General features: G+C 38.7%; 11 protein-coding genes. 8 read left to right on the forward strand and 3 right to left on the reverse strand.

Annotated elements, in window-relative coordinates; genetic code table 11:
- The first annotated feature begins 3 nt into the window (after positions 1-3).
- The 3 genes from J3U69_RS04610 to J3U69_RS04620 all read left to right on the forward strand — a co-directional run bounded on the left by J3U69_RS04610 (position 4) and on the right by J3U69_RS04620 (position 6,037).
- Entirely contained in the window at positions 4-2,997 is a 2,994-nt protein-coding gene (locus tag J3U69_RS04610; protein WP_220220715.1) for an MMPL family transporter, read from the forward strand.
- Between the two features lie 340 nt (positions 2,998-3,337).
- Positions 3,338-4,906, forward strand: a complete 1,569-nt coding sequence (locus tag J3U69_RS04615) for an ATP-binding cassette domain-containing protein (protein ID WP_267413195.1) — start codon at positions 3,338-3,340, stop codon at positions 4,904-4,906.
- A 114-nt stretch (positions 4,907-5,020) separates the two neighbouring features.
- On the forward strand, positions 5,021-6,037 hold the full coding sequence (locus J3U69_RS04620) for a zinc ribbon domain-containing protein (RefSeq protein ID WP_103753134.1): 1,017 nt from the start codon (positions 5,021-5,023) through the stop codon (positions 6,035-6,037).
- A 54-nt stretch (positions 6,038-6,091) separates the two neighbouring features.
- Here J3U69_RS04620 and J3U69_RS04625 read toward each other — a convergent pair whose 3' ends face one another.
- Positions 6,092-7,468, reverse strand: a complete 1,377-nt coding sequence (locus tag J3U69_RS04625) for an NAD-dependent succinate-semialdehyde dehydrogenase (protein WP_267413196.1) — start codon at positions 7,466-7,468, stop codon at positions 6,092-6,094.
- Positions 7,469-7,591: 123 nt separating this feature from the next.
- A complete protein-coding gene (locus J3U69_RS04630) occupies positions 7,592-8,374 on the reverse strand; it encodes an alpha/beta hydrolase (protein ID WP_267413197.1) in 783 nt (260 codons plus the stop codon).
- 255 nt (positions 8,375-8,629) lie between these two features.
- Between J3U69_RS04630 and J3U69_RS04635 the strand changes: the two genes are divergently transcribed.
- From J3U69_RS04635 to J3U69_RS04650, 4 genes are all read left to right on the forward strand, one after another.
- Complete coding sequence (locus J3U69_RS04635) at positions 8,630-9,235, forward strand: TVP38/TMEM64 family protein (RefSeq protein ID WP_103753131.1); 606 nt, start codon at positions 8,630-8,632, stop codon at positions 9,233-9,235.
- Entirely contained in the window at positions 9,235-9,762 is a 528-nt protein-coding gene (locus J3U69_RS04640; protein WP_267413198.1) for a GNAT family N-acetyltransferase, read from the forward strand. Before J3U69_RS04635 ends, J3U69_RS04640 begins: the two co-directional genes overlap by 1 nt.
- Positions 9,763-9,967: 205 nt before the next feature.
- On the forward strand, positions 9,968-11,605 hold the full coding sequence (locus J3U69_RS04645; protein ID WP_267413199.1) for a malolactic enzyme: 1,638 nt from the start codon (positions 9,968-9,970) through the stop codon (positions 11,603-11,605).
- 12 nt (positions 11,606-11,617) lie between these two features.
- Complete coding sequence (locus tag J3U69_RS04650; RefSeq protein ID WP_103753128.1) at positions 11,618-12,583, forward strand: AEC family transporter; 966 nt, start codon at positions 11,618-11,620, stop codon at positions 12,581-12,583.
- 73 nt (positions 12,584-12,656) lie between these two features.
- Here the strand turns inward: J3U69_RS04650 and J3U69_RS04655 are convergent, their stop codons facing one another.
- Positions 12,657-13,883 (reverse strand): CPBP family intramembrane glutamic endopeptidase, encoded by a 1,227-nt coding sequence (locus tag J3U69_RS04655; RefSeq protein ID WP_267413200.1) that lies wholly within the window; start codon positions 13,881-13,883, stop codon positions 12,657-12,659.
- A 364-nt stretch (positions 13,884-14,247) separates the two neighbouring features.
- Here J3U69_RS04655 and serS point away from each other — a divergent pair, with 364 nt between their 5' ends.
- On the forward strand, positions 14,248-15,555 hold the full coding sequence (gene serS, locus J3U69_RS04660) for a serine--tRNA ligase (protein WP_220232758.1): 1,308 nt from the start codon (positions 14,248-14,250) through the stop codon (positions 15,553-15,555).
- Positions 15,556-15,918: the final 363 nt, after the last annotated feature.

Here is a 15,918-nt window from a genome sequence, read left to right on the forward strand (position 1 = left end):
AGAGTGCAAAAACTATTAAAGAACCATATTTTTTCATTCATTGCATGGATTTTAATTTTAATTATTTCTGTTGTGGCTTTGCCAGATGTTACCGGATTAACGCGTGAGCACTCAAATATTTCCTTGCCGCAAGATGTTCAAAGCGAGGTCGCTAAGTCAATTCAAAATGATTGGGGACCTAAGCAAAAGGACACTTATCAAATAGCAGTTGTCTTCAACAAGGAAAAAGGCAAATTAACCGCAGATGATAAAAACGCAATCAATGAAACGATTGACCAATTAAAAGAAAACAAGAGTAAGTACGGTATTAAGATGGTCATGGCACCGGATGATAATATCGCAACGAAAAAGCAATTGCAGTCCAAGGATGACAAAGCCTGGATTTTGCAGCTTAATGTTGCGAAAAAGCATGGTCCGGTCAATGATGTTGAACAAGAGCTGAATAAAGCTGTTAAAACAACGGGAATTCGGACTTATGTTACGGGAGCCGATGTTTTACAGAATTCCTTTTCAAATTCAATCCAAGAAGGGATAAAGAAAACAGAGGTTATTACTGTCATCTTCATCTTTATCGTATTAGTGATTGTATTTAAGTCACCAATTGTGCCACTGATTTCGTTATTAACAGTTGGGGTGTCTTTCATTACCGCCTTTTCAATTGTTACTAACTTAGTGAAATTCCAAAACTTCCCATTTTCAAACTTTACACAGGTTTTCATGATTATTGTTTTGTTCGGAATTGGTACGGACTACAATATTCTTTTGTATGATAAGTTTAAAGAAGATCTGGGTAAGGGAATGGATCGCTATGAAGCGATGAAAAGCTCCCTCAAAGTTGCTGGGAAAACCATTCTATATTCGGGCTCATCTATCCTGATTGGATTTTCTGCCCTAAGCTTAGCTAACTTCTCCATTTACCAATCAGCAGTTGGTGTGGCAGTTGGTGTAGCAATCTTATTAATTGTTTTATTAACCTTGAACCCATTCTTTATGGCTGTTTTAGGTGAAAAAATGTTCTGGCCAGTTAAGAAATTTACTGGTGAACAAGAAGATAAACTATGGCATGGTATTTCTAAGGGAACATTAGCACACCCAATTATTTATTTAATTGTCCTTGCAGTTGTGGTAACTCCATTTGCTTTGATGTACTCAGGTCATCTAAATTATGATGACACCGACGAAATTGATAACGCAGAGCCAGCAAAAGCAGGGATGCGTGTAGTTCAAAAGCACTTCTCAGCTGGTATGGCTGAGCCTTCTACTTTGTATATCAAAAGTAATCATCGTCTTGATAACGAAGCAGACTTGCGCTTAATCGATCAACTGACGAGACAATTAAAGTCCTCAGGGGATGTCTCACTAGTAACTTCTGTCACCCAACCTTACGGTGAAGAGATTGATCAGCTTTATGTTAAAAATCAGTTGAACACTGTTAATCAAGGGGTTGACCAGGCACGTGCTGGTCTAGGTAAACTAAGCAAGGCAAGTAAGAAGTTAGCTAATGGTGCAAGCCAATTAGCCGACGGTACTAGTCAATTACAGGATGGAACAGGTAAGCTTCAGAGCGGAGCTAACCAGTTACAAAGCGGCACTAGCCAATTACAAAGTGGTGCTGGTCAATTGCAAAGCGGCTCCGGCCGTTTACAAAGCGGTACTGCTCAGATGACTAGCGGCTTAAACCAATTAAATTCGCAGCTATCTGCAGGTTCTCAAGGAATTGCAGCCGCACAATCAAATACTAAAGCTGCACTTGAAAAGAGCTATAAGGCTAATCTGGCACAAAGCATTAATAGTGTTCCCGGATTAACGCCACAACAAAAGATGGCCGCCATGCAAGCAGCTGGCGCAGCTCTTGAAAAATCATGGTCGCAAGTTTCGGCTTCTATGCCAAACGTCTCGGGCCAAATGGGTCAATTGCAGTCAGGTGTAGGCAGATTAGCCTCTGCATCTGGTCAATTGAATTCAGGTGCTACCACATTAAACGGTGGTGTCGGTCAACTAAATTCAAATCTTGGTAAATTAAATTCAAGTGTAGGCCAGTTTAGCTCCAGTATTGGTCAACTAAATTCAAGTGTCGGTCAGTTAAATACCGGTGCAGGGCAACTTGCTTCAGGAACGCCTAAATTAACTTCAGGTGTTGATGAAGTTAACAGCGGCTTAGGCCAAGGAGCAGCTTACTTAACGGGTCTTGCTAGCTCATCTGCAGCAGATAGTTTTTACATTCCGAAGGAATTTATCAAAAATGATACTTTCCAGACTTCAGTTGATAACTACCTTAGTCCAGATAAAAAATCAGCAATGATTATGATTGTCTTTAATTCAAACCCGAGCGGAACTGAAGCAACTGAAAAAGCGCAGGAGCTCAGTTCAATGGCTAAGAAGTCATTACAAGGAAGTCGCTTAGGTAAAGCAACGATTGCCATGGGTGGTGAAAGTTCCAACATTGCGGATATTAAGGATATTGCTAATAAAGACTTTATTAGAACAGCTGCAATTATGTTGATCGGAATTGGCATTGCGTTAATCTTTGTCACTCGTTCATTGCTGCAACCAGTTTATATTCTGGGCACGCTTCTCATTGCTTACTTCTGCTCATTATCAATTACTGAATGGGTTGTAAAAGCTACAATGGGCAAGGACTTATTAACTTGGAATACGCCATTCTTTGGTTTCATTATGTTAATTGCCCTCGGAGTTGACTACAGTATCTTCCTCATGACACGTTACCGTGCAATTGAAGGTAATAAGCCAAGTGAACGAATGCTTAAAGCTTGTGGTATTATCGGAACAGTTGTTGTTTCAGCCGCAATTATTCTAGGTGGTACTTTCGCAGCCTTAATTCCATCAGGCATTCCAACTTTGATTGAGGTTGCATTAGCAGTAATTATTGGTTTGATTATTCTCGTCTTCATTATGCCAATTACCTTATCTGCAGCAGTTAAGCTGACTTATGAAGGTGTTCATTGGAAAAAGAAGAGTAGACGAGTAAAAGGTTAAATAACTTGAAAAAGAAAGATTGATTTCTCAAATTGAGAGGTCAATCTTTTTTGTTTACCTTTAAAACTCAGGCTGCACTTGATAATATGGTGGTTTTGCAATCAGATGAATAATGAAATACAATTAAGTAATAAATGAAAAAATTAATCTAATGGAGGAAAGAGTCATGTCAAGAATAGTTTTTAATAGGTAACGCAAATTAGCATTGATGGCCTTTTTTATCAAACGCTAATAGTGGCACCTACTAGTTTAACGATCGTTATTAATATCTAGGAGGGCAGTCCAATGAAAACTGAAACTGGCATCAATCAGATCAGTTAATCTATTACCGAGGTAAAAATTGGAATTAATAAAAATCAATCACTTAACAGTAAATGTGGCAGCAAAAAAATTATTTGAAATTGCTAGCCTTGGAATTAATTCAAAGCAAAAGATAGGCTTGATCGGAAATAATGGGGTTGGTAAAACCACTTTGATGAAGCTAATTGCTGACATAAGTAACCCGTCTGAGCAAATTAAAACTACGGGATCAATAACAAGACTCTGTAATTGGGCTTATGTTCCGCAGCTCTTAAATGCGCAAGATAAAAGTGGTGGCCGGCGTGAAAAGTTAGCCATTAGTAGGGCAATTGCACAATTAAGAAACGCACCAAAAGCATTGCTCTTATTGGACGAGCCGACTTCAAACTTAGACTTTGAGCAGCAAAAATGGCTAATTAACTTAATGCGTGGTCTAAAAAGTTCGTGTCTAATTATCAGCCACGATCAGCATTTTCTAAATCAAGTTTGTGACACGATTTGGTGTGTTAAGGACCAGCGTGTAATCACTTTTAAGGGAACCTACTCAGAATTTAAACGAGCGCAGGAAAAGCAGGCTGCACGTATGCAATTAGAATATAACGAGCGGGAAAAGCATCTTAACCAATTAAAAGCTAGTTTTAAACGGCATGCTAAACAAGCTGATTCCTTTAGCCATCCGAAAAAGCACATTAGCAGTTCTGACTGGCGCTCAAAGTCGCTAGGAAAAGTAAAAGCCGCTAATAATGTCGCTCGTGCAACCAAAAATTTATCAAGGCGAATTGAAAAAGAAGCGAAAACGCTAACTAGGCCAGTTGTTCGTAAACAAATCACCTTAAAAAACGGTGCTGCCCAGATGAAGAATGATGCAATTGCACCTAAAAGCAAGGCTTTAAGACTCAATCCGCAAAAAGTAGAGGCATACCACAAATTACTTTTTACGATTGAACAAGAAGTGAATTTGACCTACCAAAATAGGCTTATCCTAACGGGTGCCAACGGTGTGGGTAAATCAGTTTTTCTAAAAGAGCTGTTTGAGCGTAAGCTAACCGGCTTTTACCATCCCCAGCTGCAGATAGGCTATTTTACGCAAAATATCATTAAGCTGCAATCAGACCAAACGGTGCTCGAAGCGATTATGAAAAACAGCATTTTTGCTACCAGTGTTACTATGCAAGTTTTGGGTGATCTTCACTTATGGCAGATACGGCATCAAAAAATTGAAAACTTATCTGGTGGTCAGTTAGTTTGTTTTAATTTGGCGCGAATATTGACGGGCAAATATAACTTGCTGCTACTGGATGAGCCTACTAATTTTCTTGACCTAGAAGCCCTTGCTGCTCTTGCGGACTTTATTGCCGCTTATCCTTACGCACTGATTATCGTTTCGCATGATCAATCATTTATTGAGCAGTTAGGGTTACCAAAATGGACGATTACTCATCAGCGGCTATCTACTAAAGTGGTGGCTAGCAAGCAATCATCAGCTAGTAATGACAATAATCTTGAATTGTTAAAGTTTCAGCGCGACCAGTTAATGCTTGCTCCAGAAGCTTCAGTTACAAAAATCAAGCAATTAACAGCTGAAATTGAACAATTGCAAAACCATTAGACGAGCGCCGTTTAATAGTAAAGATAAAAAAGTACGATAAAGAAGTTTTCTTTATTGTGCTTTTTGTTTTATGATTAACATATTAAATAAATATCTGAGCAAAGGGAGTTTCTTATGACTACTTGTCCAAATTGTGGCCGGTCAATTACTGATAATGACAAAGTTTGTCCTAACTGTCAGTTTAATTTACAAAAATATCGTGATACGTTCTTTACGGATCAGCACCAGACCGCCAATTATGAAAATAAAAATACTGCGAAGAAAATTGCCAGTCGTGAGGCATACCGGCAAGAGTTTTATCCTAAAAAGCAAAACTTAACGATTAAGAAAATGCTGCAATGGATGCATCTTAATAGTATGATTGTCTTTTTGCTGGGAATTGCATTGTTGCTAATAATGAGTTTTTCGCGAAGTATTGGTTGGATCTGCTTTTTTGCCTTACTAGTTTGGCTGTATGCTGTTTGCGTCCGAACTGCTGACATTGAGCGTTACACGGTAGATGAGCGACTGACAGAAAAAGTTAATCAAATCGGCTCTAACTTGTTTAATAATGTTGAAGATTCAAAACAAAAGGTCAAGTCCAGGAAGAGGTCAACCAAAGGCGAGCAACGTGTGGAAGAAGAGGTAGCAACGGTTAAAAAGCATTTTAATTATGTGCAGCTGCTTGTAATTTTGATGGCAGTTATTAACCTGGTCGTCTTATTCACGGGCTCAGGTGCATCAGTAACTGATATTTCGTATAGTGGCAAAATGTCGATTACTAGGGTGGCATTTGGCTTAGCCGGCCGGTTATTCTCATCTAGCGAAACCATGCTTTCTGGGGTAATTGTCTGTGTGATTTGGCTACTAATTCTGCTCTTTCCGCTGATTATTACCTATAATACGTTGAAAGATACGGCTAAAGGGCGCCAGATTTCCTTTGTCTTATCGTTAATTGAGACGGTATTTCTCGTCTATTTAATCTATCGCATGTCAAACAGTGCATTATCAAATACGGGTATTTTAAAGAATATTACTAGCCAGCTGCTCTTATACGCAGTTTCAATCGGAGCATCGACTTACTTCTTGATTTTATCAAGTGTGATGATGACAATTTTACTTGGCTACAACTTATTTAAAAATAAAAATTAGGGACAATAAAAAGGCCAGACGCATATCGTCTAGCCTTTTTTATTACTAGTTAAATTATTCGGTTGGCATACTGATTACTAGGTGCTCATTGACAAAAGCCATCATGCCAAGATCACTTAGCTCACGACCATAGCCGGATTTTTTAATTCCGCCGAATGGCAATTCGCCTGAACTGATCCAGGTGCCGTTAATAACGGTCATGCCTGTTTCAATCTGAGCAGCTACTTCTTGTGCATGCTTTACGTCGGCGCTGATAACTGATGAGCCTAAACCATAACTTGAGTCGTTTGCTAAAGCTATGGCTTCATCTTCATCTTCGACTTCATACACAATTGCAACTGGGCCGAAAAATTCTTGATCATAAGCTGGGTTTTGCTTGTCAACATTAGTTAAAATAATTGGCCGGAAAAAGGCGCCAGCAGAATCAATTTCTGGATATTGGTAAAAGACCTTGGCACCTGCTTTAACTGCTTCATCAACTTGCTTAGTTAACTTGTCTTTAGCGTTAGCAGAATTCATTGGTGGCAAAGTAGTAGCTGGATCAAGCGGGTCACCTGGCTTCAGTGCAGCAAAAGAATTCTTTAATTCATGTAAGACTTCGTCGTAACGGGTTTTAACTGTAATGATTCTCTTAGAAGACGTGCAGACTTGTCCGTCGTTGTATGTTCGCGCGGTACTCAAAGCCTTCTTTAAGACTTGTGGGTCAGCATCATCCAAAACAATAAACGCATCATTTCCGCCTAATTCCATCGTTGATTTCTTTAGATTCTTACCAGCATTTTCGGCAACGGATGAACCGCCCCGTTCGGAGCCAGTTAAAGCAACTCCTTGAACTCGTGGATCAGCGATAATGTCATCAAGTTGGTCATAACTTGGGTAGAGGTTGATTAAGCTGCCCTCTGGTGCACCAGCTTGCTTAATAATCTTGGCAGTCATGGCTGCTGATCCGGGAACATTGTGGGCGTGCTTTAATAAAATCGGGTTTCCAACGATAAAGTTAGGGGCAAACACGCGAATTACTTGATAAAGTGGGAAATTCCATGGTTCACATGCCATGATTACGCCAGTAGCTTGCTTAAGGTAATAGGCCTTGCCCAGCTTAGACTCGATCGGTTGTGGCTTAAGCATTTCAGGACCATGATCGGCGTAGTAATCACAGATTGAAGCACAAAGTTCAACTTCACCCTTTGATTCACCAATCATTTTACCCATTTCACGGGTCATGATTTCTGCCATTTCTTGTTCATGTTCACGAAAGGCTGTCGCAATTTGATGTAATGTCTTGCACCGGCTTTCTGGCTCTTCATGACGCCATTTTTGGTAAAGTGCATGTGCTAAGTTGATTGAGTCTTCAATTTGGCTAGCGGTCGGATTGTCGTAACTGGCAAAGGTTTCGTTAGTGTACGGATTAATTGATTGATATTTAGCCATCTTGTTATCTCCTTAGGTACTGCAACTAATTGCAGTAAAATTTATAACAACTATTATAAACCGTTTTCATCAAAAAGTGGGGTTTTTCTGGTTACCTTTACTAATTATTTATAAGTAACCTGCTTAACAAGTTTTTTTAGCAAGGTAAGAGATGGACTCGGCAAGATAATCGTTAGCATAGGACATGGCATGGCGCTTGCCGGCAATTAGTTTGAGGTCAACGCTATGATCGGCTTTAGCTAGTTGACTAATAAAATCAAGTAAGTAGTCAGTTGGCGATAATTCGTTAGTGGAGTTAAGCATTAATAAACGCCCTAGATTGTCGTAGTCATAGGATTGTGCGTCTAATTTTTTCAAAGTCTCCTGCTTATCCGTGCCCGTGTAGGTAAGAGTAAAATACTTGTAAAAGGCATCATTAATTTGCTTTAAATCAGTTATGCCAAATTCAAAATTTGCTTGCTGAGATGGACGAACATCTTGGTGGTTTTTCATCCAAGAAGAAAAAGAAACAGGTGCAGACCAAGTTACAGTTGGGAAGCCGTATTTACCCGCTAAAAATAGTGCTATAACGCCGCCGCTGCTTGCACCTAATTGGGTAATTGCGTTAGTTCTATTTTGCCCATACGAACTGTTAAGCAGCCAATTTACAAAAGTAACACTGTCATTATGAGCGGCTGGAAAAATATGTTTGGGCGCTAGCGAATAATTGGGCGCAAACACAATAAAATTCTGCTCCGTAATTTGGGTGCAGTAATCCTTCAGGTTACTTTTATCACCGCGAAACCAACCACCACCGTGCCAGAATAACAGGATTTTAGTTTCCGCATTTGTTTTCTCGGGTAAATAAATATCGGTTGCCAACTGTTTTTTTTCATCATAAAGAACATCATTAATAATAGTCGTCATTGCTAACCTCCAATTCGTTCTTGAATTTATTATACTTTAAAAGGCAAAAGTGTTTATGTTTTGAAAAACAGTTACCTTCTTGGTACCTTATTTTTAGTTACTTAACTTGGAATGATAAATTGCTATCTTTTAATTACCTTTTCTATAATTAATTTTAAAATATTTAAGTTATTATAATTATTGTGCTGAAGAGCTAAAAAAGTAATCATCTGAGTGAATTTTTTGGTAAAATTAGCCTAATATTGGAGGTAAGTTATGCATCTTTCAGCTAAAGCTAGTCGAAGATTAATCAATATCTTGACCGTTGTCAGCGGGATTATTATTATTCTATTGTGTATTTATTGGTACCGCTTAGGGATTTTTACTAGTCAAGCGAAGATGAAGGCATATTTGGCTGATAAGCGCATCATCGGGCCGGTGATTTTTGTCTTAATTCAAATTATTCAAGTAGTCATCCCAATTATTCCGGGTGGTGTCTCTTTGTTGGGCGGAGTAATTTTCTTCGGTCCATTAGCCGGGTTTATCTACAACTATGTCGGAGTTTGCATTGGCTCAATCATCAACTTTTTCCTTGCGCGTTTTTATGGACGACCATTTATCCTGCACATTGTTTCGGAAAAAACGCTCGATAAGTATATGAAGTGGACCAAAAACCAAAATAAATTTAACTGGTTTTTTGCAATCTGTATTGTTGCGCCAATGGCACCTGATGACGTTCTTTGCCTGCTAGCCGGGTTAACCGATATGAAATTCTGGACTTACTTTTGGATTATCATTTTGGGTAAGCCATGGACAATTGCCGCCTACAGCTTTGCCCTAATGTTTGGAATGGACTGGCTTCTTAAGGTAGTTGGCAAATAATGACTGCACGAATCTATTTGCGACCATTTAAGGCTGAAGATGCAACGACACTTTTAAAATGGGGCCAAGATAAGTACTATCACCAGTTAGCGGGTTTTGATCATTACCAAAATCTGACTCAGGCCGAAATTGCAGCTGGCCAATATGCGGCTAGAAAGTATAGTTATGGGGTCTGCTTGGAAAAAACGCATAAACTAATTGGCCTAGTTGAACTATATAACCGCGGCACTAATGAAGTCGAACTACTTACTTCTAAGGAAGTCGGCTTCTTATTAGATAAAGAGTTTTCAGGTCATGGTTACATGACGGAGGCCTTAACTTTGTTGTTTAATTTTGCTTTTGGCAAGTTAAAGCAAGAGCAGATCTGGGCCGGTACTTTTACCAATAATGAACGCTCGCAAAGATTATTGCGAAATTTAGGTTTCAAATTTATTTATGCCGTTGATTTGAGTAAAATCAGCAACTTATTTTCGTATGAAGAAAAATATTATCTGCTTAAACGGGCGGATTGGATTAACTTAAACTAGAAGAGACTAGGAAAATTGCTTTCTTAGTCTTTTTTTGTACTTAAAAATATTTTTTTCTTTTTTATCAAAATCAGTTAAGCAAAAATATTAATAAGTCAAGTGATTTTATTGGTAAGCTCAATTATTTGAACTATCACTATAATGGGAATAAGCTAAAAGTGTTAATAACCAAAGAAAAATTTCGTCTAGATTGGAGAGTGGAATTATGGAAAAGACAGGACAAGATCGGTTAAATGATCCTTTTTTGAATCATGGCACAGCTTTTACCGAAGAGCAACGTAAGCAATATCATTTAGAAGGGATGTTGCCGCCGCAAGAGCAATCGCTTGAAAGCCAGGTACGTGAAGTCTATTTGCAGTACCAAGAAAAGTCAACTAACTTAGAAAAACGCATTTTTTTAATGACTATTTTTAATACCAACCGGGTGCTATTTTTTAAAATCTTTAGTGAACATGTGACCGAATTCATGCCAATTGTTTATGATCCGACAATTGCGGAAACAATTGAAAATTACAGTCACCTGTTTGTTAATCCGCAAAATGCCGCTTTCCTTTCAATCGATAAACCTGATCAAATGGAAGCCAGTTTAAAAAATGCTGCAGATGGTCGCGATATTAAGTTGATTGTAGTTACTGACGGTGAAGAAATTCTCGGAATTGGCGACTGGGGAACTCAGGGAGTTGATATCTCTGTTGGTAAATTGATGGTTTATACGGCTGCAGCTGGTGTGGATCCGGCCTGCGTTTTGCCAGTGGTACTCGATGTCGGTACTAATAACGAAAAATTACTCAAAGATGATCTTTACTTGGGTAATAAACACAGTCGGGTTAATGGCGATAAATATTACCAGTTTGTAGATCAATTTGTTCAGTGTGTTGAAAAGCTTTTCCCAGGATTGTATTTGCACTTTGAAGATTTCGGCCGTGATAACGCAGACAATATCCTGAAAAAGTACCGTGATCATATTTTGACGTTTAATGACGATATTCAAGGTACTGGAATTATTGTGTTAGCCGGAATTTTAGGAGCATTAAAGATTAGTGGGCAAAAATTGACTGAGCAAAAGTATGTCTGCTTCGGAGCCGGTACCGCCGGTACTGGCATTGTTGAACAAGTATATTCTGAAATGTTGCAAGCGGGCTTAAAGCCTGAAGAGGCCCGGCAGCATTTCTACTTAGTTGATAAGCAGGGATTATTGTTTGACGATACACCTGATTTGACGCCAGCCCAAAAGCCTTTTGTCAGAAAGCGGTCAGAATTTACCAATGCGGATCAGTTAAAGGATCTGAAGAGTGTAGTTCAAGCGGTTCATCCCGACATCTTAGTTGGAACATCTACTCGTTCTGGTGCCTTCACTCAAGATATTGTGACCGAAATGGCGGAGCACACTGAACGGCCAATTATTTTTCCATTATCCAACCCAACGCAATTGGCGGAAGCAAAAGCGCAAGATTTAATCGAATGGACCAAGGGCAAGGCGTTAGTTGCTACGGGAATTCCAGCTGATCCGGTTGATTATCAAGGTGTTAAGTATGAAATTGGTCAAGCAAACAATGCCTTAGTTTATCCAGGACTTGGACTTGGTGCTTTAGCAGTTAATGCTAAAGTCTTGAGCGATGAAATGATTAGTGTGGCTGCTCACTCATTAGGTGGAATCGTTGATTCAACTAAGCCGGGAGCTGCTGTTTTACCACCAGTTGAAAAGCTCAATATCTTTTCGCAAACAGTTGCACATGCCGTGGCTAACCAAGCAATTAAGGATCACCTCAATCAAAATGAATATGACGACGGTAAGCAAGCTGTTGAAGCTTTGCGCTGGGCGCCGGAATATAAAAATGAATAGGAGTGAGGATCAATGCAAGCCTTTATTACTTCTTTAACTAGTGTTGTTGAACTGTTATTGGTCATTGCGTTAGGCTACTGGCTACGCAGCAGTGGAAAACTAGGAGATCAGTTTAAAGGCAATATTTCATATTTAATCATGAATATTGCTTTACCAGCTTCAATTTTTGTTTCCGTGTTGAAATATTTGACCCGCGATAAATTGTTTGGTTTAACTGGCGGCCTCGTTTATGCCATCATTTGTTTCGCCCTTAGCTATTTGTTTGCTTGGCTCTTGTGTAAAGTTCTTCGTATCCGCAAAGGAAGACGCGGGACTTTCATCAATGCTATTACTAATGCCAATACGATTTTTATTGGCTTACCATTAAACATTGCTTTATTTGGGCAAAAAAGTATGCCTTACTTCCTGATTTATTATGTGTTAAATACTGTTTCTACTTGGGCAATTGGGGTCTTCTTCATCTCAAGTGATGATCCAACTGTGCAAAAACAGAAACAGCAGAAATTTAATTGGAAGAAATTGTTGCCTGCTCCATTAGTAGGTTTCCTAATTGCTTTAATATGTTTATTAGTTGAAGTACCAATTCCGGGATGGATTACAACTGTGCTAAGCATGGTGGGCGGAATTGTTACACCAATGTCACTAATTTATATCGGAATTATTTTAGCCGATGCTGGTTTGAAATCAATTCACTTAGACCGTGATACAATTTGGGCGCTACTTGGAAGGTTCATTTTAGTACCAGCGCTAATGATTATCTTGATTGTCTTTGGTGCTAATTGGGGCCCAGCATTACCAAACCTTGCAAAGGAAACTTTAGTAGTTCAATCTGCTACGCCAGCATTAGCCGTTTTACCGATTTTAGTCGGTGAATCTCACGGAGATGTTCAATATGCAACTAATGTTGTTACTACTTCAACGGTCTTATTTGTAATTGTTGTTCCACTCGTTTTAGAGTTAACCGAATTTATTTTGTAATTGGTAATTTGACGATTTATCTTGAAATAAAAAAGCCTGAGAATTTTCCCAGACTTTTTTTATTAAAATCAAACTAGTTCACATTCATTATTCGATCGGCATTTTCTTCCATTACTTGTCTAGCTTTGCCGAACATCATCCAAATTGAAAACAGAAGTGGAACGCCAACGATCAAGATAGTGTAAATGTAATCTGTCGCATAACCATGCCAGTCCCATCCTGCAGAATTCCAGCCAGTAAGCATATCAGCGACGAAGTCTAATGTGAAGTGAGCCAAAATTGCTGGCCAAAGCTTTCCCGTATAAAGATAAAGAACAGCCCATAAAAATCCACTACCGGTTACACCAATTGCCTGTGCAATAGTGGCCGAAAGGGTTTCACCATACCAACCAATATTTCCAAGATGGGCAAGTCCAAAAAGGAGTGCGGAACCATAAATGGCAATCGGAACCCGCCATTTTGGCAAGCGGTTAAAACCTGCTAGCAGGATGATGATGTTTAGATAGCGTTCAGTTTCCTCTAGGATACCCGGTTCGATCGCACTGGTTAAATTAGGTAAGGAAAATTTCAGATTATTAAAGTTATATCTAAAAAAGACGGTCCAAATATCTTTGGAATAAGCGTTAAAGCAGTTGTAAAACAAGTCTAATAATGTAAAAAGAATGAGTAAAACAAAAGTCACTTGCTGGAAGTTTTGGCTTTTGTTAAATTTCAAGTTGGGATTAAACCTAAAGCCCCAAGCCTTTCCTAGAAAACATGCCAAGATAAATAGGCTAATGGCCGCGATTACTCCTTGTCCCGTAAGTGAATGCATAATTTTGAAACTTCTAGCAACTTGTAACTTACTGTCGGGTCCATATTGGATATCTAGTAAGAAAACAGCCAGCAGTCTTAAGAACCAGTTCTTAATTTGGGCGGCATAAACCATGGCAATTGGTAGTAGCAAACCAAGATACGCTGCCCATAATAGCAGTACCCAAATAATTTCAATTTGGGGCAAACGCACTAAAAGCAAGTTGCCGATTTTTAGCCAAAAAATGCAAAGGATGCCGGGGCCAAAAAGTAGGCTTAGCCACCGCGTAAACTCGTAAATGAATTTATTTTTAACTTTCATTTTTTGAACATAAACTGTGAGTGCTAAAAAAAGCACAAGTAAAATAATTGCAGTTACCTGATTTTTCGTCTTTGTTGCGTTGTGCAAGCCGCTCACCATCAGCAATACTTCTGCAAGTAAGCAAAAAAGAATCTGGAAATCATATATTTTTTGCCAAGTCTTTTTAGGTAGATTAGTAATTTTCATTTTGGCCTCCTGATAATCAGTATTATAAGCTAAAAAAGGTAATAGATGATTTGCTTTTTCAAAATACTTCATATAAGTAGAAATAGTATTTGCTAAAAACAAGAGAATGACTTAAAATAATATCCAAACACGGAATCCTAAGACTGTTTTAGAGAGTGCACGTAGTGGTGAAAGTGGACAGAGGTCGTTTCCAGATTCCATTAATGTGGGTAATTAATAGTTACACGGTTTGCGGCACCGTTATCGCCAACTTAATGAAGTGCAGTCATGCTAATGACTGAAACTGGGTGGTACCGCGAAGCCATGTAGAGCCAATTCGTCCCAATTTGAGGGATGAATTGGCTTTTTTGATGGAGGTAAAAAGATGCTAGATATTAAAGTGATTCGTGAGAATCTTGATTGGGCTAAGGATAAATTAGGTAGACGTGGCATTAAGCCCGAAGAACTTGATGAATTAGTCAAAATTGATGCCGAGCGCAGAGACGGCTTAAGTCGTAGTGAACAATTAAAGGCTAAGCGGAACAAGGTTTCAAAAGATATTGCTGAAGCTAAAAGAAATAAGGAAGACGCTTCAAATGCAATTGCTGAAATGCGGCAAGTTGGACAGGAAATTAAAGAATTAGACGAAAAAGTCGAGAAGTTAACTGAAAAACAAAATTACATTTTACTCAGATTGCCTAACTTCCCAGATGATTCAGATCCAATTGGACCAGATGAAAGCTATAATGAAGAAATCCGTAAATGGCATGAGCCAACCAAGTTAGACTTTAAGCCAAAGGCTCACTGGGATATCGGTACTGATTTAGATATTTTAGATTGGGATCGTGGTGCTAAAGTTTCTGGTGCACGTTTTGTTTACTATAAAGGTGCGGGAGCTTTGCTTGAAAGAGCGGTTTTTAACTTCTTCTTAGACGAAAATACTAAGGAAGGTTATACCGAAGTAATACCACCATACCTAGTTAATGACGAATCAATGCAAGGAACAGGTCAATTCCCTAAGTTCCGTGAGGATGTTTATACAATTGTCGATAATGATGATCCAGATAAGCCACTAGACTTAACTTTGATTCCAACAGCCGAAGTACCACTTGTTAACTACTTCCGTGACGAAATTATTCACGAAGATAGACTGCCAATTAATGTAACTGCATTGTCACCAGCATTTAGAAGTGAGGCTGGATCAGCAGGCCGTGATACCCGGGGTCTAATTAGAATGCATGAGTTTAGAAAAGTCGAAATGGTTAAGGTCTGCAAACCAGAAGACTCATGGGACGAATTAGAAAAACTGACTAAGAATGCAGAACACTTATTACAAAAACTTAACTTGCCATACCATGTAGTTGCTTTATCAACTGGGGATGCCAGTTTTACAAGTGCAAAGACTTATGATTTGGAAGTATGGATGCCAGCTCAAGATAAGTACCGTGAAATTTCTAGTTGCTCAAATTGTACTGACTTCCAAGCTCGTCGTGCACAAATCCGTTACCGTGATGAAGAAGGTAAATTACACTTGGCACACACACTAAATGGTTCTGGTTTGGCTGTAGGACGGACAGTTGCCGCTATTTTGGAAAATTACCAAAATGAAGATGGAACTGTTACTGTTCCTGAAGCACTTGTTCCTTACATGAATGGAATGACCAAGATTACCAAAGAAGAAAGCTTAATCTAAGAAATAAAATCCCTTTTTACGGGATTTTTTTGTTTTCTTCAAAAAAATTTCCATCTTTTTACGCAAAATGTTGCGCTCAAAAAAGGCAAATTACGAATAATTAGCCCAATAAGTAGTCAAAAATCAGAAAAAATAGGTAATAATGGCCATTAGACAAAACTAATTTTACTTTTCTAATTAGTAAATAACGAACAAAATCTAAGATTTGACGTGTTATAGCAAAAAGAGTAAAGTATTATCTGTGCTTGAGAGAGCTAGCGTGAGTTAACTGCTCAAGTAAAAAAATCCGAAAAAACTAGTTGACAACTAAGAGCTAGTTTAGTAAGATAATAAACGCTGTTGTAAAAAAGGCAACAGCGGGGT

The organism is Lactobacillus sp. B4026 (assembly GCF_026535825.1).
GTDB classification, from domain to species: domain Bacteria; phylum Bacillota; class Bacilli; order Lactobacillales; family Lactobacillaceae; genus Lactobacillus; species Lactobacillus panisapium.

Coding starts and splice junctions, on each gene's coding strand:
- J3U69_RS04630 (WP_267413197.1), bottom strand. CDS start 8,374: ATGACGACTATTATTAATGATGTTCTTTATGATGAAAAAAAACAGTTG.
- J3U69_RS04640 (WP_267413198.1), top strand. CDS start 9,235: ATGACTGCACGAATCTATTTGCGACCATTTAAGGCTGAAGATGCAACG.
- serS (WP_220232758.1), top strand. CDS start 14,248: ATGCTAGATATTAAAGTGATTCGTGAGAATCTTGATTGGGCTAAGGAT.
- J3U69_RS04620 (WP_103753134.1), top strand. CDS start 5,021: ATGACTACTTGTCCAAATTGTGGCCGGTCAATTACTGATAATGACAAA.
- J3U69_RS04625 (WP_267413196.1), bottom strand. CDS start 7,468: ATGGCTAAATATCAATCAATTAATCCGTACACTAACGAAACCTTTGCC.
- J3U69_RS04650 (WP_103753128.1), top strand. CDS start 11,618: ATGCAAGCCTTTATTACTTCTTTAACTAGTGTTGTTGAACTGTTATTG.
- J3U69_RS04655 (WP_267413200.1), bottom strand. CDS start 13,883: ATGAAAATTACTAATCTACCTAAAAAGACTTGGCAAAAAATATATGAT.
- J3U69_RS04635 (WP_103753131.1), top strand. CDS start 8,630: ATGCATCTTTCAGCTAAAGCTAGTCGAAGATTAATCAATATCTTGACC.
- J3U69_RS04645 (WP_267413199.1), top strand. CDS start 9,968: ATGGAAAAGACAGGACAAGATCGGTTAAATGATCCTTTTTTGAATCAT.